The 17,153-nt window shown below is 72.9% G+C and carries 19 protein-coding genes and 1 pseudogene; 10 read left to right on the forward strand and 10 right to left on the reverse strand.

The features are described 5' to 3' along the window. Nucleotides 1–48 precede the first annotated feature (48 nt). The 3 genes from ACFZB9_RS23000 to ACFZB9_RS23010 all read right to left on the reverse strand — a co-directional run bounded on the left by ACFZB9_RS23000 (nt 49) and on the right by ACFZB9_RS23010 (nt 3,157). Complete coding sequence (locus ACFZB9_RS23000) at nt 49–594, reverse strand: SDR family oxidoreductase (RefSeq protein ID WP_391449901.1); 546 nt, start codon at nt 592–594, stop codon at nt 49–51. A 504-nt stretch (nt 595–1,098) separates the two neighbouring features. Continuing rightward, complete coding sequence (locus ACFZB9_RS23005; protein WP_391449904.1) at nt 1,099–2,064, reverse strand: alpha/beta fold hydrolase; 966 nt, start codon at nt 2,062–2,064, stop codon at nt 1,099–1,101. Between the two features lie 211 nt (nt 2,065–2,275). Then, nucleotides 2,276–3,157, reverse strand: a complete 882-nt coding sequence (locus ACFZB9_RS23010) for an SDR family oxidoreductase (protein WP_391449906.1) — start codon at nt 3,155–3,157, stop codon at nt 2,276–2,278. Nucleotides 3,158–3,263: 106 nt separating this feature from the next. Between ACFZB9_RS23010 and ACFZB9_RS23015 the strand changes: the two genes are divergently transcribed. Further along, on the forward strand, nt 3,264–3,608 hold the full coding sequence (locus ACFZB9_RS23015) for a TetR family transcriptional regulator (protein WP_391449908.1): 345 nt from the start codon (nt 3,264–3,266) through the stop codon (nt 3,606–3,608). Between the two features lie 57 nt (nt 3,609–3,665). On the opposite strand, the gene ACFZB9_RS23020 is transcribed toward ACFZB9_RS23015, so the two are convergent. Continuing rightward, entirely contained in the window at nt 3,666–4,916 is a 1,251-nt protein-coding gene (locus ACFZB9_RS23020; protein ID WP_391449909.1) for a M24 family metallopeptidase, read from the reverse strand. Nucleotides 4,917–4,927: 11 nt separating this feature from the next. Continuing rightward, entirely contained in the window at nt 4,928–5,962 is a 1,035-nt protein-coding gene (locus ACFZB9_RS23025) for an NAD-dependent epimerase/dehydratase family protein (RefSeq protein WP_391449911.1), read from the reverse strand. Nucleotides 5,963–6,018: 56 nt separating this feature from the next. On the opposite strand from ACFZB9_RS23025, the gene ACFZB9_RS23030 reads away from it, so the two are divergent. Then, nucleotides 6,019–6,486, forward strand: coding sequence for a MarR family winged helix-turn-helix transcriptional regulator (locus tag ACFZB9_RS23030; RefSeq protein WP_391449913.1), 468 nt, complete (start codon nt 6,019–6,021; stop codon nt 6,484–6,486). On the opposite strand, the gene ACFZB9_RS23035 is transcribed toward ACFZB9_RS23030, so the two are convergent. Both ACFZB9_RS23035 and ACFZB9_RS23040 read right to left on the reverse strand, forming a co-directional pair. Next, nucleotides 6,474–6,845: an alpha/beta hydrolase fold domain-containing protein gene (locus ACFZB9_RS23035; protein WP_391449914.1), complete on the reverse strand. Its 372-nt coding sequence runs from the start codon at nt 6,843–6,845 to the stop codon at nt 6,474–6,476. The genes ACFZB9_RS23030 and ACFZB9_RS23035 overlap by 13 nt on opposite strands. After that, nucleotides 6,845–7,207: a hypothetical protein gene (locus tag ACFZB9_RS23040; protein WP_391449916.1), complete on the reverse strand. Its 363-nt coding sequence runs from the start codon at nt 7,205–7,207 to the stop codon at nt 6,845–6,847. Before ACFZB9_RS23040 ends, ACFZB9_RS23035 begins: the two co-directional genes overlap by 1 nt. Between ACFZB9_RS23040 and ACFZB9_RS23045 the strand changes: the two genes are divergently transcribed. Next, nucleotides 7,206–7,448, forward strand: coding sequence for a hypothetical protein (locus ACFZB9_RS23045; RefSeq protein ID WP_391449918.1), 243 nt, complete (start codon nt 7,206–7,208; stop codon nt 7,446–7,448). The genes ACFZB9_RS23040 and ACFZB9_RS23045 overlap by 2 nt on opposite strands. A 306-nt stretch (nt 7,449–7,754) precedes the next feature. Here the strand turns inward: ACFZB9_RS23045 and ACFZB9_RS23050 are convergent, their stop codons facing one another. Further along, complete coding sequence (locus tag ACFZB9_RS23050) at nt 7,755–8,021, reverse strand: hypothetical protein (RefSeq protein WP_391449920.1); 267 nt, start codon at nt 8,019–8,021, stop codon at nt 7,755–7,757. 360 nt (nt 8,022–8,381) lie between these two features. Next, nucleotides 8,382–9,509 (reverse strand): NADH:flavin oxidoreductase, encoded by a 1,128-nt coding sequence (locus tag ACFZB9_RS23055; protein ID WP_391449922.1) that lies wholly within the window; start codon nt 9,507–9,509, stop codon nt 8,382–8,384. Nucleotides 9,510–9,590: 81 nt separating this feature from the next. Here ACFZB9_RS23055 and ACFZB9_RS23060 point away from each other — a divergent pair, with 81 nt between their 5' ends. The 5 genes and pseudogenes from ACFZB9_RS23060 to ACFZB9_RS23080 all read left to right on the forward strand — a co-directional run bounded on the left by ACFZB9_RS23060 (nt 9,591) and on the right by ACFZB9_RS23080 (nt 13,464). Then, nucleotides 9,591–9,914 (forward strand): hypothetical protein, encoded by a 324-nt coding sequence (locus ACFZB9_RS23060; protein ID WP_391449979.1) that lies wholly within the window; start codon nt 9,591–9,593, stop codon nt 9,912–9,914. Between the two features lie 281 nt (nt 9,915–10,195). Further along, nucleotides 10,196–11,251: an NAD-dependent epimerase/dehydratase family protein gene (locus ACFZB9_RS23065; RefSeq protein WP_391449923.1), complete on the forward strand. Its 1,056-nt coding sequence runs from the start codon at nt 10,196–10,198 to the stop codon at nt 11,249–11,251. Between the two features lie 201 nt (nt 11,252–11,452). After that, a pseudogene (locus ACFZB9_RS23070) lies at nt 11,453–12,166 on the forward strand (glycosyltransferase family 2 protein); the annotation flags it as partial. Nucleotides 12,167–12,268: 102 nt separating this feature from the next. Next, nucleotides 12,269–12,796, forward strand: coding sequence for a DUF2064 domain-containing protein (locus tag ACFZB9_RS23075; protein WP_391449970.1), 528 nt, complete (start codon nt 12,269–12,271; stop codon nt 12,794–12,796). Further along, nucleotides 12,793–13,464 (forward strand): SAM-dependent methyltransferase, encoded by a 672-nt coding sequence (locus tag ACFZB9_RS23080; protein ID WP_391449924.1) that lies wholly within the window; start codon nt 12,793–12,795, stop codon nt 13,462–13,464. The genes ACFZB9_RS23075 and ACFZB9_RS23080 overlap by 4 nt, the downstream gene beginning before the upstream one ends. 18 nt (nt 13,465–13,482) lie before the next feature. Here the strand turns inward: ACFZB9_RS23080 and ACFZB9_RS23085 are convergent, their stop codons facing one another. Next, nucleotides 13,483–15,024 (reverse strand): hypothetical protein, encoded by a 1,542-nt coding sequence (locus ACFZB9_RS23085; protein WP_391449925.1) that lies wholly within the window; start codon nt 15,022–15,024, stop codon nt 13,483–13,485. A 176-nt stretch (nt 15,025–15,200) separates the two neighbouring features. Between ACFZB9_RS23085 and ACFZB9_RS23090 the strand changes: the two genes are divergently transcribed. Together ACFZB9_RS23090 and ACFZB9_RS23095 are read left to right on the forward strand one after the other, a co-directional pair. Beyond that, a complete protein-coding gene (locus ACFZB9_RS23090) occupies nt 15,201–16,310 on the forward strand; it encodes a molybdopterin-dependent oxidoreductase (protein ID WP_391449972.1) in 1,110 nt (369 codons plus the stop codon). Next, the gene (locus ACFZB9_RS23095; protein ID WP_391449926.1) at nt 16,310–17,011 is read left to right on the forward strand and encodes a hypothetical protein; all 702 of its coding nucleotides are present in this window, start codon (nt 16,310–16,312) and stop codon (nt 17,009–17,011) included. Before ACFZB9_RS23090 ends, ACFZB9_RS23095 begins: the two co-directional genes overlap by 1 nt. The last annotated feature ends 142 nt before the right edge of the window (nt 17,012–17,153 follow it).

Genomic DNA, 17,153 nt, shown 5'->3' on the forward strand with positions numbered 1-17,153 from the left:
TACGCTCCCCGCTCCCAGGCCATTGACCAGCGGGAATCGCGATCGAGATCAGTTGACCTGGCCGGCGGGCCGCATAACGAGGTGGTTGATGTCCACGCCCTCGGGTTGATTGACGGCGAACAGGATCGCCTCGGCAACCTTCTCGGCGGTCAGTGTCGGCGCCGCTGCGGGTGATCCACCGCGCTCGTCCCAGAATGGGGTGTCCACAACCCCTGGGGCGACAAGAGTGACGCCGACGCGGTCCTCGGCCACCAGGAGTCGGACGTTCTCGGCCAGGGCGTGCGCGGCCCACTTGGTGACGGAGTACAGGTTGCCGGGCGTGTTCCTGGTGCCCGCGACCGAACCGACGATCACGATCCGGCCCTTGGACTTCCTCAGGTGCGGCAGTGCCTCGCGTACCAGCAGAGCCGGGCCGAGGACGTTGGTGAGAACCATGGCACGCATGGCCGCAGGGTCGTGGTCCTCCAGCGTGCCGGGCAGGGAGAACCCGGCGTTCGCGATCACCGTGTCCAATCGGCCCCACAAGCCCACGACTTGACGCACGACAGCGGCGACATGACTCTCGTCGCCGGCGTCACCGGTGATGGTCAGCAACCGCTCGCCCGCTCCGGTGGAGGTGGCATCTCCACCGGACCCTCTTCCACGGAACGTGCCGCTGCTCTGCAGCGCGACCCTACCTGCCCGGGGTAGCGGGGAACTGGACAGCTCGTCCGCCCGGCCGTGGCGGATCTGGGATGGGTGCGGATCCGTTGAAGGGAAAAGGCCGCGCGGGGCATTCTGCCCCGGTCGTGCCGGGCTTGTGGAAGGTGTGGGCCGCTGCCCAGGCGTACTCGGCGACGTGGACGAAGCCCGGCAGCACGTGGACCGTGACGTCGCGTCGGCTCGTCCCGGCGGTGATCAGGTCGAGCTGGTGGCGGGCGTCGTCGACCAGGACGATCCAGGGCCGCAGATGCTCCGGGTCGCGGGCCGGGGCTTGGTCGAAGGCATCAGCGATGACCTGTTCGGGCGGGCGGACCGGCGAGGCAGTGCACCACTTGCTCTCGGCCCTCGGCCCTCGGGGGCGGGGGACCGCTGACGCGCTGCTCTGCCGTGTTGACGTCAGGTGTCGAGTGTGCGGCTCCACTCGCGCAGGGTCCGGCTGTAGAGCTGTGGATCGCTGCCGTGCATGACGTGGCCGGCCTTCGGGAACGTCTTGTAGTCGAACCGCTGGCCGGCGCCGGTGATCAGCTCGCGTGCGTGTCGGAGTTGCAGGTCGGAGATGGCGCCTTGGAGTCGGCCTGACTCCTCGTCGACGTGGTGGAAGTGGTGGGTGAAGAGTACGGGGACCTTCACGGCAGCGAGCATCCGGGCGTGGTCGACCGAGGCGCTGGCCGAGCCGCTGGCGAAGGCGCGGGCCCACTCGGGGTCGTACTCCTTGAAGGTCTGGGGTGGTTCGTCCCCGCCCAGGAAGTCGCCCATCGCCGCCAGGCCTCGCGCGAGTGCCGGCGGCAGGTCGGTGGCGATGGCTCGCTTCAGGCCCGGCCAGTCGCCGACCGACCACTGATCGCCGAGGTACTTGTGCATCAGCTCGAACCAGGGGCCGATGACCTGGTTCATGCCCTGGCCGTAGGCGGGCGCGATCTCGGAGGAGAACAGCGGTGCGTCCTCGTAGTACGCGCCGCGCAGCATGCCGGGCGGCGCGTAGGCGGAGAGCCACGCGGCGATGACGCCGCCGGAGGACAGGCCGCAGGCCACGACCGGGCGGCCGATGCGTCCGGTGATGAACCGGACCAGGTCGTTGCCCATGTTGTCGAGGGTGTAGCGGCCGGGGGTGCGGGTGGAGCGGCCCTGGCCGCGCAGGTCGACGGCGAAGACCTCGAAGTCGTCTTCGAGCAGCTTCATCGCCGGCTCGTAGCCCCACCAGGACTCGCCCTGCGCGGGGATGAGCAGCAGGGCGGGGTTGTCGGGCGATCCGGTCGTGGCGTGGTTGAGGCTGACCTCGCCGGTGTCGAAGGCGTGCTCGGGGTAGTCGTGAGCGACGTAGGTCGCCTCTGGGTTGTGCGGTCCGTAGGTCACGTAGGTCATGGGACCTTGTTCCTCTCGTAGGGGCCTGTGCCCGGTTCCTGCTCGGCGGGGGCGGGCAGGCTCCGGGCCCGGCGCCGTCCGGCAGTGGGATCAAGGGGTACTCGTCGGGGACTTGGACGTTGCCCTGACGCCCGGCCGTCGTGCTTGCGCACAGCGCGGTCGGCCGCCGGCCGCCGGTGCCGGCCGGGCGTCAGGGCCGTCCGGGCGCGTCTCAGGGTTCGATGTTCTCCAGGTCGGCGAGCAGGCTCGGCCGGGTCGGCTGCCAGCCGAGGGTGGCGCGGGTGCGGGCGCTGGATGCGGGCTGGTCGGTGGCGAAGATCGGGCCGAGGGGGCCGAAGTTCTCCTGCGGTACCGACTCGACGGGCAGGCCCAGCCGTCGGCCGATGACCGCGGCGATGTCGCGCACCGCGTCGCCCTCGTCGGCGACGGCGTGCCAGGAGCTTCCGCCCGGGGCCTGCTCCAGGGCGAGCCGGAACAGGACGGCGGCGTCGAGCGCGTGGACGGCCGGCCAGCGCTGCGCACCGTCCCCGGGGTAGCCGGCGACGCCGGTGCGGCGGGCGATGTCGGTGAGCAGCCCGGCGAACCCGCCCCGGCCCTGGTTGTGGACCGTGCGAGGCAGCCGTACCGCCGAGCTGCGCACGTCGCGGGAGGCGAGTTCGAGCGCGCGGGTCACCGACCGGCTGCGCCCGGCGACCGGCCCTTCGGTCGGCAGGGCGTCGTCCTCGGTGGAAGCGCGCCCCGGCAGGTAGGGCGTGCCGGCCACGGTGACGAGCGGGCGGTTGGTGCCGACGAGGGTGTCGCCGAGCGTCGCCAGCGCGGCGGCCTCCTCGGCGATGCCCTGGGCCAGGGCCTCGGGTGAGCTGAAGTCGTTGCTGAAGGCGAGGTGGATGACGCCGTCGGCCCGCTCGGCGCCGGCACGCAGTACGGCGAGGTCGGCGAGCGCGCCGCGGAGCACCTCGGCGCCGGCGGCCTCGGCGTGCGCGGCGGAGGCGTCGGAGCGGGCGAGGGCGGTGACCGTGTGTCCCGCGGAGAGCAGTTCGGCGACGACGGCCGAGCCGATGAGGCCGGTTCCGCCGGTGATGAAGACGCGCATGACGGGCTCCAAGCAGTGATGCGACTGGTGTCCCATCACCGTAGCGCATGATGCGACACATGTCCCGTCGTGATGCGACATGTGTCCCGTCGTCTAGGATGGCGACATGCCGAGGTGGAAACCGGACGCGCGTCAGCGTCTGGTCGTGGCGGCGCTCGGGCTGTTCGCCGAGCAGGGCTACGACGAGACGACGGTCGCGCAGATCGCCGAGCGCGCCGAACTGACCCGCAGCACGTTCTTTCGCCACTTCGCGGACAAGCGCGAGATCCTCACCGCGGGGCAGCGGGCCCTGAGTCGACTGCAGGTGGCCGCCGAACTGGGCGTGCTCGCGTTCAGGCTGGGATACACACGGTGGGCGGACCCTGCCCACGACGAGGACCCCGGCGAGCTGGCGGCCCTCACGCGAGCGGCGTTCGACGAACTCCGCGCGGCGGCCGCAGGCCTCAACTAGGTGATCTGCTCGGCAGGTTGCGTCCCGATGCCGCAGTTGAGGATCGAGCCGACGGCACTATGCGGCCCGCAGCAGTTGTGCGGTCAGTGGGTTGAGTTCGACCGGCTCGTCTTCGCCGACGAGAACCGTGCCGCCGATGGTGACCATGTGGTCGCCGAGTCCGCAGCTCGGTTCGAAGGCGAAGGACATTCCGGGTTCGAGGGTCAGGTCAGCCAACGTCGCGGGCCGTGGGGCCGCTGTCGGGTACAGGTCGCCGCCTTCGGCCTGGATGAGTCCCCCGGGGATGCGGCTGAAGGCGCCGTAGGGGTTCAGTCCGTGGATCTGAGGGCCACGGAACCAGGCACCGACTGCCTCGGCGGGCGCCAGCATGGCCTCGGAGACTTCCCCGAACGTCGCGCCCGCGCGAAGTGTCGCCAGGCCGGCGGCGTAGCACTCGTTCGCGATCCGGGCGGCGCGTTCGATCGTCCGGTGGACCTCGCCGATGGCGATCGCGGCTTGGTGCTGCGTCTGACGGCCGCCGAAGTTGCTGAAGATCTCCGTGGCGATGAGGTCGCCTTCCCGCAGGATGCGCGGTGGTTGGGGCCGGTAACCCCACGTGGGCTGTCCGGATGCCGATGGTGCCGGGCCCGAGCAGAAGTGCAGGTGGGGCGCGAGTGTGCCGTGCCGGTACGCGGTGGCCATGGCCGCGGCGAACACCTCGGCTTCGGACACGCCCGGTGCGGCCGTGGCCACCATGGCCTCTGCCATCGCATCGCCGACGCGGGCGGCATGACGCACCACGGCGATCTCTTCGTCGCTCAGCGGCATCATGAGGCGGGCGAACGCGTGCCCGACATCGTGGAAGTCGGCGCCGGGCAGCTGGTTCAGTACGGTGTCCCAGAACGGGTACGGGATGCGCCCTTCGGGATGCGCGGGAAGGTACGGGTCGAGGCCCATGACTCCGATGGATCCGTTGCCGAGCCCCAGGTCCTTCAAGGCCTGGACGAGCTGATGGGACTGCCGGCCGAGCCGCAGGTCGTTCGCGGCGAGCCACAGTTCGTCGCCTCTGTGCACTGCTTCTCGATGGTCGAAGAGGAACGTCGGGATCGGTACGAGCGCGGTGGGTGTCCGGTCGCGGGGGAAGACGAGAAGGACGCCCGGTCGGTCATTGGTGAACCAGCTGTCGAAGGCGAAGGGTGCGGGTCCTGCGTCTCCTTCGCCGAACACGACCAATCCGTCGAGACCCGCTGCTGCCATGAAGCCGCGGGCCAGGTTCCAGCGCCTGTCCCGCTCGGCCAGTGAGTAGACGGGAACGGAAGTGCGCTGCACCGGTGGGAGCGTCATGCTGCCTGGCCCTCTCGTGATTCGGCGAGGAGCGCGACGGCGGTGTCGATGATCGTCTGTTCGGTGGGGCGGGGATGCCAGCCGAGCTGGGTGCGTGCTTTGCCGCTGTCGACGAGCCTGATGCGGCCGAGCTCGGGGCGCAGCATCGCCATCTGCGGATTGCGCCGCGCGAGCAGCTTGACGACGAGGTCGGGCATGGTGCGCGTGGGCACCTTGGCGGCTTCGTCCGGGAGCCTCTCGCGCAGGATGCGGGCGATGTCCCGGTACCACAGGAAGGTGCCCGAACCGAGGTAACGCTGGCCTGCGGCGGCCGGGTTCGTCATGGCGAGGATGTGGAGTTCGGCGATGTCGCGCACGTCGACGACGTTCCAGCCGATGTTCGGCACGGCGGGAATCCTGCCGGCGAGCAGGCGGCGGATGATCTCGACCGTTCCCGGCCTGTTCGCTGCGCCCAGCATCGGGCCCTGCATGAACGTCGGGAGGACGGCGGTCAGTTCGAGCCCGGTCGCGGCGGCGAGATCCCAGGCGTCGCGCTCGGCGAGGATCTTGGAATCGGGGTACGCGCGAAGCGGGGTACCGGACGGCGCGGTCCAGGTGGTCTCGGTCGCGGGCGTGTCCGGGTCGCCGGTGTCGGCCGTGACGCCGGAGGACGTGAGCACCGCACGCCTCACCCCGGCGCGGGCGGCGGCGCCCAGGACGCGACGGGTGCCCTCGCGTGCGGTGGTGATGAGGTCCACGCCCGGGCCGAAGGGCATCGGCGAGGCGGTGTGCAGCACGTAGTCGGCACCCGCGGTCGCCTCGTCCCAGCCGTCGTCGCTGAGGAGATCAGCAGCCGCGAACTCGATGGCCCCGGCTGCCTGCCCGCCTGCCTGCTCATGCACGGCGTCGCGCACCTGCTGCGCTCTGTCGAGGCTGCGCACGGTGGTGCGCACCCGGTAGCCGCGCTGGAGCAGGCCCACGATCACCCAGCCGGCCAGGTAGCCGGTTCCGCCTGTGACGAGCACCGTCTCACCGTCGTGACTGTCAGCCATTTGCTCCTCCAATATCATTGAGTTTCTCATTGATATTGGGAGCGTATCATGGGCGCATGACTGTGGGTAGTGACGCGGAGGCAGCGGTGGCTCACCGCGCGGACGTCGAGCGGAAGGCCGAGATCGTCCGTGCGCTGGTGGAGGTGGGCAACGCCGCGGACGGGGTCGTCGGCCAGGTGCTCGGCGAGTTCGGGGTCCCGACCTCCGTCGCCGGCACGCTGTGGGCGCTTGCCCCGGGAACCGAGCCGCCGACGATGCGGGATGTGGCAGCCCGCCTGCACTGCGACCCCTCGACGGTGAGTCTCGCCGCCGACAAGCTCCAGAGCATGGGGCTCGTTGCCCGTCAGCCCCATCCCGCCGACGGCCGCAAGCGCACCCTGGTCCTCACCGAACAAGGGCACGAACTGTGGGAGGCGCTCAGAACGCGGCTGCACGCCTCCGGGCTGTTCGCCGGTCTCGACGCGCAGGAGCAGGACACCCTGCTCGCGCTGCTGACGAAAATGCGAAACCCTCAACGCCCGTAGCCGGTCCCTTGAATGGCGCCCACAGCGAGGACGAGGCGAGTGTGACCGCCGCTTGTCGCACGTGGCGGTCTCCTCCCGCTGTCACCGTGATCCCCGGCGACGGCGTCCGCCGTCACCTGCGAAGACATGCCCAGCAGGTCGAACCCGTGCACGGCACCCGGGTTTTGGATGAGCTCAGTGGTGACTCCAGCGGCGCTCAGACGCTCGGCGTAACGGCAGCCTTTATCGCGCAGCGGGTCGAGTCGTGGGCTGACCAGGCCATGGCGACGTGCTGTGACGAGCGCGCCTGCGTCTTCCACGGGACTGCCAGTGTTGCTTCGATTCGGCTCTGGCTCCGTGGATGGATCAAGTGTCCCCATCAGGTAGTTGACGCACCATCCGTCCGTAGGCGCAGCCAGGCGTCGACGGGGTCGGCGGCTCCGAGGACGGGGGTGAAGATCGGCGCGAAGGGGCCGTGTTCGCGCAGGTGGTCGAGGGTGGTGGCGCCGGCGCGGATGGGGGTGGTGGTGAGGAGGGGGCCGGTGTGGGCGAGGCTGCGCAGATCGGCGATGCGGCGGTGCAGGCGGGCGGGTGTGCAGGTGGGGGTGGTGCCGGTGAGGATGAGCAGGATGCGGGGGTAGGCGGGGTAGCGGTGGCGCCAGGCCGGCACGGCGGCGGCTCCCCGGGCGGTGGTGCGGGTGTGCCCCCGGCCCTGCTCGGAAGTCGGCACGGTCCGGGCCATGACGGAGAACGATACCGTCGCGAGGTTGCCGCACGTGCCGGTGCCGAGGGCACCGCAGATCCGCAGAGCGATCGACTCGCTCGGCGGTCTGATCAAACTGGACATGCGGGTGCAGGGCCGGCGGGCCGCTGACATTCCGGTCGAGGACCTCGCCGGCCTGCTGGCAGGCATCGTGAACTTGACCGCCTTCGGCATCGACCTGGAGCGCCAGCCGCAGGAGAAGTTGCAGTCCCCTCGATGAGCATGCCGGAGCCTGTGCAGCCCAGACCCTATGGGCAAGCCGACTGGCGCCGACGACACCTCTATCCACGCAGTAGCCGTGGAGTAGAGGTGCGCGATGGCTTCCGGCGGCTGGCCGCGCCGGTTCAGCACCGTCGAGCCGCGCCCGGCGAGCCGTCAGCAACCCCACCCTGCACGGCTTTCGGCTTCCCAGCCGGGACCCGCCGCGCCCGTACCCGGCTGCAGGCCTTTTGTCGGCTGTGGTCGGTAGCCTTTGGCGTGCCCGCCGGGCCCGAGGCACCGGGGTGTCACCGGCGGGCGCTTCCTGTCATTCAGCCGTCCCGGGTGAGAGCGGGGCGGCGGCCTCTACGGCGGCGTTGAGGTGGGGGAGGATGAGGGTGGCGGACTCGCGGGTGACCGGGTCCGGGTCCTCCAACTTGGTGTTGATGAGTTCGATCGCGGCCACCAGCACGGGCACCGGCACGCTGGAGGTGCGCAGGTGGAGAAGCTGGGCGGCGCCCCGCTCGCCGGGCGTCGCCGCCTGGCGGGCGGTGGGGATGAGGGGCTGGAGGCCGCGCGGCTGGGAGCTGGTCACCGGCCTGTCTTCGTCCGACCCGGCTCTCAACCGAATGACGGCGTGCCAGGCACGAGGCTTCCCGTGCTCCAGCTCCCGCCCGGGCGCTGCCGAACGGAACCCCGATGAGCACTGATTCCCGGAAGAGGCGCTGGATCCACCGACCCGTCACCGCGGCGAGGCCAACGGCCGTTTCGTCCTGGAGTGACTACTGGCCACCGCGCCAAGCGCTCCCACCCGACGGATGCCGGTCGTCCTCGCTGCCCTGGCTGAGGCCGCGCCGTCCGACGCCGCGCGCTGCGCACCCACCTGTGGAGCGGCTCCAGGCCCAGGCCCAGGCTTGCGCCCGGGCCCCGGCCCGTTCACTACTGGGACACGCTCCTAGCTCAGCGTCTTCAGCGCCGCCACGTCGTACGGCTCCAGCTCCTCGAACCGGTCTCCCAGGACCTTTGCCGCCCACTGCGGGTCCTGGAGCAGGGCGCGGCCGACGGCGACCAGGTCGAACTCGTCGCGCTCCAGACGGTCGAGGAGGTTCTCGATGCCCCGGACCGGGGCGCCCTCGCCACTGAAGCCGCGGATGAAGTCCCCGTCGAGGCCGACCGAGCCGACGGTGATGGTGGGCTTGCCGGTGAGCCTCTTGGTCCAGCCCGCCAGGTTCAGGTCCGAGCCCTCGAACTCCGGGAGCCAGTAGCGGCGGGTGGAGGCGTGGAAGGCGTCGACGCCGGCCGCGGCGAGCGGGGCCAGGATCGCGTCCAGCTCCTGCGGGGTCTCGGCGAGCCTCGCGTCATAGGCCTCCTGCTTCCACTGCGAGTAGCGGAAGATCACCGGGAAGTCCGGTGAGACGCTCTCGCGGACCGCGGCCACCACCTCGGCGGCGAACTTCGTGCGGGCCACGGGGTTTCCGCCGTAGGCGTCGGTGCGGCGGTTCGTGCCCGCCCACAGGAACTGGTCGAGGAGGTAGCCGTGGGCGCCGTGCAGTTCGACGCCGTCGAAGCCGATGCGCTCGGCGGCTGCCGCAGCCTGGGCGAAGGCGCTGATGACGTCGTCCAGGTCACGCCGGGTCATCGCCTTGCCGGTGCCCTCGGTGCCGTCCATGCGGATGCCGGAGGGGCCGACGGCAGGAGCGTCGGTGTAGGGCGGCTGGCCCTGCGTGCGCACCATGCCGATGTGCCACAGCTGCGGCACGATCGTGCCGCCCGCCGCGTGAACGGCCTCGGCGACCTTCGCCCACCCCGCCAGCTGCTCCTCGCCGTGGAACCGCGGCACCCGGTCGCTCTGCCCGGCCGACTCGTGGCCGACGTAGGTCCCCTCGGTGACGACCAGGCCCACGCCGGCGGCGGCGCGACGGGCGTAGTACGACCGCACGTCCTCGCCCGGGATGCCGCCCGGGGAGAACTGGCGGGTCATCGGCGCCATCGTGATGCGGTTCGGGACGGTCAGGCCGTTGATCGTGATGGGCCGGGACAGGATCTCGGCCGCGCGGGAGGGGGAAGACGCAGTGATGCTCATAGGGGGTGTTCCTCGTAGCTGCCAGACGGTATGTGCACGTGCATTGAAATGTGTGCAGACTCTACCCCATAAAATATTCAGTTGTCGATGTTTGACAGGCCAAAGCATCTCTCGGCATGGTTGCTTCCTGCGGGGGCGACAAACCAGAGCACGCACTGCTGCGCGCTGGTGCCGTTGCAGCTTCAGAGCCTGACCTGGGTATCGTCACCGGTGCCGCCGCCGGCCACGTCGAGGCACTTGCCGCTCTGTGGCAGCGTCCGCTTCGGCGGCGGCGACCTGCGCCAGGCCTTCTGGCCGGTCGACCTGTTGGAGTCGGCCGGCTACCAGGGCCCGCGGCACTTCGACTTCAAGCCCCCGCGCACCGATGAGAAGGTCTCGGGAAGACGAGGCGCTGGGCCCGGTTGACCGCGCGGAAGCCGACCGAGAACCCGGATCCGACCAGGTACCGGGCTGACGGGGCCGCTGTCCGATGCGTCGCACGTCGCAAGGCGTCAACCCCGCGCGCCGCGCGGGGTTGACGCCTTGCGGGCCGGCCCCTGGCGCCTCGGGCGTCGACCCGTTCGTGTCCGACGCGGGCGCCCGCACGTCGCAGGGCTGCGTGTGCCGCGGACTGCCGAGGATTACCGAAGGCTGACGTCGTGTCGAAGCGCGCCAGTGGCGGGGGTGGTGGGCGTTAGCGTCGCGGTATGGAGATTCTGGTCACCGGCGGCGCCGGGTTCATCGGGTCGGCTGTGGTGCGCGATTTGGTCGCGGCCGGACACGGAGTGCGGGTGTTGGACGCGCTGCTTCCCGCGGTGCACCCCTCGGGGCGGCTGCCCGAGCTGCCGCAGGGGTGCTCGGTGGTGCGCGGCGACGTGCGTGACGCCGCTGTGGTGGAGTCGGCGCTGGCGGGGGTGGAGGCGGTCTGCCACCAGGCCGCGATGGTCGGCCTGGGGCTGGACCTCGATGACGCGCCCGCGTACGTCGGTTGCAACGAGTTGGGGACCTCCGTCCTGCTCGCGGCGATGGCCCGGTCGGGTGTGCGGCGGCTGGTGCTGGCCGGGTCGATGGTGGTGTACGGCGAGGGCCGGTACCAGTGCCCGGAGCACGGCGACATCGCCCCCGGTCCGCGCCGCCCGGCCGACCTGGAGGCGGGGCGGTTCGAGCCGCCCTGCCCGCGGTGCGGCACCGCGCTGCGGCCCGGGCTGGTGGACGAACAGGCGCCGGGCGACCCCCGGAACGTGTACGCCGTGACGAAGCTGGCCCAGGAGCACCTGGCCGCGGCCTGGGCCCGGGCCTGCCAGGGACGTGTTCTGACGCTCCGCTACCACAACGTCTACGGACCGGGGATGCCGCGCGACACCCCGTACGCCGGGGTGGCCTCGTTGTTCCGCTCCGCGCTGGCCCGGGGCGAGGCCCCGCGGGTGTTCGAGGACGGTCGCCAGCGGCGCGACTTCGTCCATGTGGCGGACGTGGCCGCGGCCAACCTGGCCGCGTTGGCGGCGGTGGGCGCGCGGGCGCCCGGCAGTTCCCGGGCGTACAACGTCGGCAGCGGCAGCGTGCACACCGTGGGTGAGATGGCCGAGGCCCTGGCCGCCGCGTACGGCGGCCCCGCTCCGGTGGTGACGGGCCAGTACCGGCTGGGCGACGTCCGGCACATCACCGCCGACTCGAGCCGGCTGCGCGCCGAACTCGGCTGGCGGCCGCGGGTGTCGTTCCAGGAGGGCATGGCCGAGTTCGCCGCGGCGCCACTGCGGTGTTGATCGGGTGTGCGGCCGCCCGGCTGTGCGGCGGCCCGGGTGTGCGGCCGCCCGGCTGTCCGGCGGCCCGGCTGTGCGGTGTTGATCGGGTGTGCGGCCGCCCGGCTACGCGGGCGAGCGGCTCGGCTAGGGGCCGGTGGCCGCGGTGACGTCGCACTTTCGTAAGGCGTCGCTGCGGCCGCCCGCACCCCCGCCGCCCTTAGCGTGGTCGGTGTGATCCCTCCTACCTCCCCCTCCGTCGACGTCGTGCTGCCGTGCCTCGATGAGGCCGCGGCGCTGCCCTGGGTCCTGGGACGGATCCCGCCCGGGTGGCGGGCGATCGTCGTGGACAACGGCTCCCGTGACGGCTCGGCCGACCTGGCCCGCACGCTGGGTGCCACCGTCGTCGAGGAGGCCCGGCGCGGCTTCGGCGCCGCCTGCCACGCGGGTCTGCTCGCGGCGAGGGCCGAGCTGGTCTGCTTCCTCGACTGTGACGGCTCACTGGACCCAGCCCAACTCCCGCGCGTCGTCGATCCCGTGGCCGCCGGGTCGGCCGACCTGGTGCTTGCCCGCCGACGGCCGGTCAGCGCCCGTGCCTGGCCGGTCCATGCGCGGCTGGCCAATGCCGTGCTGGCCCGCCGGCTGCGGTCCAGGACGGGGGCACCGCTGCACGACCTCGGTCCGATGCGGGCGGCGCGCCGCGAGCGCCTGCTGGCGCTGGGACTGGGAGACCGGCGTTCGGGCTATCCGCTGGAGATGGTGCTCGCCGCCTCGGCGGCCGGCATGCGGATCGCCGAGACGTCCGTCGACTACCTGCCGCGCTCGGGGCGTTCCAAGGTCACCGGCACCCTGCGCGGCACCCGGCAGGCCGTGCGCGACATGCGGGCGGTACTCGCCGCGCCCCCGCCCACCCTGCTGGTGATCGCCAAGGCGCCGGTGCCCGGGCGGGTGAAGACCCGGCTGACCCCGCCCTGCACGCCCGAACAGGCCGCTGCCCTGGCCGAGGCCGCCCTGGTGGACACCTTGCACACACTCGCCACCGTGCCCGCCGGGCAGCGGCTGCTGGTCCTGGACGGCGAGCCCGGGAGCTGGCTGCCGCCGGGGTGGCAGGTGGTTCCGCAGACCACCGGCGGACTGGACCGGCGCCTCGCGGCGGCCTTCGCGCACGCCGCCGCCTCGGCCCCCGCCGCCCCCGCTGTGCTGGTCGGCATGGACACCCCGCAACTGACCGCCGCGATGCTGGCCGAGCCGCTCTCCCCGGCTGCCCGGGTGGGGGCCGATGCCTGGTACGGTCCCGCGACGGACGGTGGCTTCTGGGCCCTGGGGCTGGCCCGGCCCACCGCCGAGCTGGCCCGGCAACTGCTGGTGGGCCTGCCGATGTCCACGTCCGGCACCGGGGCGGCGCTGCTCGGCCGGCTCGCCGCCGCCGGTCTTGCGGTCACCCAACTGCCCGAGCTCACCGACGTCGACACCCTGCCCGACGCGCACCAGGTCGCGGCGGCCGCACCGGGCAGCCGCTTCGCCGGCTGCCTGCGCTCACTCGTTCTCGCGCCGGAGGTGGCGCGATGACGGCTGCCGCCGCCTGGGTCGACGACCCCTTCGTCGAAGCCGTCGTCACCGGGCGGGGGCCGCTGTGGCTGCGCCGCGCCGACGGCGGCCGGATCCACCTGGACATCGAGCGCTGGTGCGGGCCGGCCACGGGTGCCGACCACAGCCTGCTGCGGCGCTGTGCCCGCCTGGCCGCACCGGTGCTGGACCTGGGCTGCGGCCCCGGGCGCCTGGTGGCCGCACTGCTCGCGCTCGGCGTGCCGGCCCTCGGTGTCGACCTCACCGGTGCCGCGGTGGAACGCACCCTGGGCCTGGGTGGCGCGGCCATCTGCCGCTCGGTCTTCGACCGGCTGCCGGCCGAAGGCCGCTGGGGCGCCGCGCTGCTGGCCGACGGGAACCTGGGGATCGGCGGGGACCCGGACGCACTGCTGCGGCGCGGCGCCGAACTGATCGCGCCGGGCGGCCTGTTGCTGGTGGAGGTGGAGGGCCGGGAGATCGACGAGCGTGTCATGGTCCGGGTCGAGGGACCGACGGGGCGGCTCGGGCCGCCGTTCGCCTGGGCGCGGCTGGGCGCGGACGCGACCGCCCGACGGGCCCGGCAGGCCGGACTCGCCGAGGCGGAGCGCTGGACCGCGCACGGCCGGCACTTCATCGCACTGCGGAAGAGCGCACGGTTCCAGGTGGTGTGACGGTGATGTGACGCTCTATCAGGAGGCGGCCGGGCTGCCGTGCGACACGGCGTCCGCCGCCCCGCCCGCCGCACCCGGGGCGGTTGAGTCGGCGCGACCGCGTCCAGCCGCCGGGGGCGCGAGGCGCCGTCGCAGCAGCGCACCGACCAGCACGCAGACCAGGGCCGCGCCGTAGGCGGCCTGCTGAACCTCCAGTACCCCGCCCGCCAGATACAGCACCTGGCCCGCAGCGGGCACCGCCAGCCACTCCCAGCGCCCGTCGAGCGCGACCAGGACCACCACGAGCAGCCCGTACCAGGGGTAGTCCGGCGCGACCAGCAGCAACGCCGAGCCGGTCACCAGCAGCGCGCCGCGCCACGGGCGGGCCGGGTCGCCGCGCCACAGCACCCCGAGCACCACGGCCGTCAGGAGCAGGCCCGCCACCACCGGCACCAGGTGGTCGGGCAGCACCAACCGCAGCAGCCCGAACCGCTGGATGTCGCTCTCGTCGTAGCCCTCCTCGCGCAGGTAGCCCGGCAGATAGCCCAGTACCCCGCTCCCGGAGGCGGCCAGGTAGGGGAGGTAGGAGACGGCGAAGGTGCCGAGCGCCGCCGCGAGGACCACCAGGTCCCGCCGGCCCGGCCGCCGGGACAGTGCGCCCGACAACGCGCCGGGCAGCGCCAGCGCGGGGAGCAGCTTGGTGGCGATGGCCCCGCCGAGCAGGGCACCGCCCAGAGCGGCCCGGCGCCACTGCCGCGCGCGCCGCCCGTCAGCGGGCCGTTTGTCACCGCGCCGCCCGTCAGCGGGCTGTTCGTCACCGCGTCGCCCGTCACCGTCAGCGGGCCGCTCGGGCGAGCGCCGCGCTCTCGCGTGCCACACGGTGCAGCCCAGTCCCGCCGCCGTCAGCAGCGCGCCGAGGGTGTCGATGTGCGCGTCGTTGACCGACCACACGCTCACGCCCGGGCACCAGCCCCACAGCGCTGCCCGCCGGTCACCGCCGCCGACCAGCAGCAGCACCGCGGTGGTGGCCAGCGCCAACAGGGCACCGGCGGCCTGCACCCCGCGCACCGCGCCGCCGAACGGGTGCAGGCCGAGGAACCAGGCCTCCGCGACGGGCGGGTAGATGGTGTGCACGGCAGGCCGGTTGATCCGGGTGCAGTCGCCGGCCGTCGTCCTGTGCTCGTCCCACTGCGTGCAGGTGCCGGTGACCGGGAACAGCCCCGGGTCCCGCAGCCGGGCGAGCGCCGCGGCGTCCGGCGTGTACGCGTAGGGGGAGATGCCGGCCGCCTGCACCCGCCCGTCCCAGACGTACCGGTAGGCGTCGTCGCTGGTGCGCGGCGGCGCCAGCATCCCCACCGCGGCGAGCGCCGCGCTGCCCGCCAGCACCAGCGGCACGACGTGCCGTCCCGGCACCCGCCGAAGCAGCAGCACGCTGATCGCGAACAGCGCGGCGTCCAGGGCGTACCAGGTGTACAGCGGGGTGCGGTGGGCCAGCGTGCCACCCACGGTGACGGTCGCCGCCAAGGCGGCGACCAGGGCGGCGAGCGCGAGCAGACAGAACAGCAGGCTACGGGTCGGCATTTGCCCACCCTGTCACCGGACCGCGGTCGCCGACCGGAGCAGCGGCGAGACGTTCGGATTTCGTAAGCACGTCGCGGCGGCGTCGCCGGGCCGCGAGGCGTTCTGATGGAGGGGTGGACGACAACACCCCCCGCCGCAGGCCGTACGACCTCCCGCTGCCGCCCCCGCCCGAGGCCCTGCGCATCGGGCCGCTGCGCGAGGGCACCTTCCGATCCGCCCTGCACGAGCCCCGCACCGCCGTGGTGCTCGGCCGCTGGCTCGGCGCGGCCCTGCTCACCTGCTTCCTGACCGGCCTGATCAGCCACGTCCTGCAGCAGCCGCCCGACTGGTTGCGCGACCACCTGCCCAGCCGCCCGGTCAACGGCTACCGGGTCACCCAGGGCCTGCACGTGATCAGCGGCATCGCCGCGATCCCGCTGCTCGGCGCCAAGCTCTGGACCGTGTACCCGAAGCTGTTCGAGTGGCCGCCGGCGCGCAGCGTGGCACACGCGCTGGAGCGGCTGGGCATTGCCGTGCTGGTGGCGTCGATGCTGCTGGAGCTGTTCACCGGACTGCTCAACACCCTGCAGTGGTACCCGTGGCCGTTCCCGTTCCGCCAGACGCACTTCTGGCTCGGCTGGCTGGCCACCGGCGGCCTGCTGCTGCACATCTCCGCCAAGGCCCCGCTGATCGGCGCGCACTGGCGGCGGGTCAGGCCGGGATCCGCCCAGCGCCGGGCCTTCCTGGCCACGGTCACCGCGGCGGTCGGCGTGGTGAGCGTGACCACCGCCGGCCAGAGCGTGCCCTGGCTGCGCGCCTTCGTCCTGTTCGCCCCGCGCCGCCCCGACATCGGCTCGCAGGGCCTGCCGGTCAACCGCACCGCTGCCCAGGCCGGCACCACCACCGTTCCCGCCGACTGGCGGCTGACGGTCACCGGTCCGAGACCCTACGAGCTCACCATGGCGGAACTCCTGATGATGGAGCAGGTCACCGCGCAGCTGCCGATCTCCTGTGTGGAGGGCTGGAGCGCCGCCGCGAACTGGACCGGCGTACGGGTGCGCGACCTGCTGGACCGAGCGGGGGCGCCGCCGTCGGCCCAGGTGCGGATCACCTCACTGGAGGCGGCCGGCCCGTACGCGGTGACCGAGATGCCTGCCCCCTACGCCCGCGACCCGTTGACACTGCTCGCGCTGCGCGTCAACGGCGAGGTTCTGAGCGCCGACCACGGCTACCCGGCGCGGATCATCGCGCCGAACCGGCCGGGGGTTCTGCAGACCAAGTGGGTCGCCCGGCTGGAGGCCATCTGATGCCCGACGAGAACCGTCCGCCTGACGAGAGCCGTCCACTCGACGAGAACCGTCCGCCCGACGAGATCTGTCCACTCGACGAGAACCGTCCGCCCGACGGGCCGGACCGCGGGCCGGACCGCGGGCCGCACCGCGATCCGGCCGAACGGGGCGGCACCCCCGAGCGGGCCGGACGACCTGAGCGGGCCGGCCCGCAGGACACGCCCGCCCGCCGGCAACCGCCCGCCCGGACCCCGCAACCGCCCACCCAGCCCGTCGTTCGGGCATCCGAACCCGCCGCTGTGACCGGTCCGCCGCGCGGGTGGCTGCTGCGCGCGGTGCGCGCGGCGACCGCGCTCGCCGGGCTGGCGCTGATCGCCTTCGGCGTCCAGGGCCTGCTGCACGACCGGTACATCACCGACCCGGCGGACGTGCTGTGGTGGGCGGCCGGCGCGGTGGTCATCCACGACGGGCTGTGGCTGCCGCTGGTCTGCCTGGTCGGGGCGGTGCTCAGACGCGGCCCGGCGGCCCGGGCCGGGCTGGTCGTCGCGGCGGCGGTCACGGCCGTCGGGCTGCCCGCCGTCCTGCGGGCCGGCCAGGACCACGGGAACCCGAGCCTGCTGCCGCTGCCGTACGCGCGCAACTGGCTGCTGACGCTGGCTGCCATCGCCCTGCTGTCCGCCGTCCGGACCCTGCTGCTGCGGTGGCACCGGCGACGCTGACACCGGACGGGATCACGCACCCGCCTGTCCGGCCGGCACGTCCGACGGGGCCGGCACGTCCAATGGGGCCGGCACGGCCGAACCGGCGGAGCGAGCCGACCAGGCGCAGGTGTCGGGGACGGGCCCCGGTTCACCTCGTGCC

The organism is Kitasatospora sp. NPDC008050 (assembly GCF_042957465.1).
GTDB lineage: Bacteria > Actinomycetota > Actinomycetes > Streptomycetales > Streptomycetaceae > Kitasatospora.

Excerpts from the sequence above, each read along its gene's own strand:
- ACFZB9_RS23005 (WP_391449904.1), bottom strand. The coding sequence starts at position 2,064 with ATGACCTACGTGACCTACGGACCGCACAACCCAGAGGCGACCTACGTC.
- ACFZB9_RS23010 (WP_391449906.1), bottom strand. The coding sequence starts at position 3,157 with ATGCGCGTCTTCATCACCGGCGGAACCGGCCTCATCGGCTCGGCCGTC.
- ACFZB9_RS23015 (WP_391449908.1), top strand. The coding sequence starts at position 3,264 with ATGCCGAGGTGGAAACCGGACGCGCGTCAGCGTCTGGTCGTGGCGGCG.
- ACFZB9_RS23025 (WP_391449911.1), bottom strand. The coding sequence starts at position 5,962 with ATGGCTGACAGTCACGACGGTGAGACGGTGCTCGTCACAGGCGGAACC.
- ACFZB9_RS23030 (WP_391449913.1), top strand. The coding sequence starts at position 6,019 with ATGACTGTGGGTAGTGACGCGGAGGCAGCGGTGGCTCACCGCGCGGAC.
- ACFZB9_RS23035 (WP_391449914.1), bottom strand. The coding sequence starts at position 6,845 with ATGGGGACACTTGATCCATCCACGGAGCCAGAGCCGAATCGAAGCAAC.
- ACFZB9_RS23045 (WP_391449918.1), top strand. The coding sequence starts at position 7,206 with ATGACGGAGAACGATACCGTCGCGAGGTTGCCGCACGTGCCGGTGCCG.
- ACFZB9_RS23040 (WP_391449916.1), bottom strand. The coding sequence starts at position 7,207 with ATGGCCCGGACCGTGCCGACTTCCGAGCAGGGCCGGGGGCACACCCGC.
- ACFZB9_RS23055 (WP_391449922.1), bottom strand. The coding sequence starts at position 9,509 with ATGAGCATCACTGCGTCTTCCCCCTCCCGCGCGGCCGAGATCCTGTCC.
- ACFZB9_RS23065 (WP_391449923.1), top strand. The coding sequence starts at position 10,196 with ATGGAGATTCTGGTCACCGGCGGCGCCGGGTTCATCGGGTCGGCTGTG.
- ACFZB9_RS23080 (WP_391449924.1), top strand. The coding sequence starts at position 12,793 with ATGACGGCTGCCGCCGCCTGGGTCGACGACCCCTTCGTCGAAGCCGTC.
- ACFZB9_RS23085 (WP_391449925.1), bottom strand. The coding sequence starts at position 15,024 with ATGCCGACCCGTAGCCTGCTGTTCTGTCTGCTCGCGCTCGCCGCCCTG.
- ACFZB9_RS23095 (WP_391449926.1), top strand. The coding sequence starts at position 16,310 with ATGCCCGACGAGAACCGTCCGCCTGACGAGAGCCGTCCACTCGACGAG.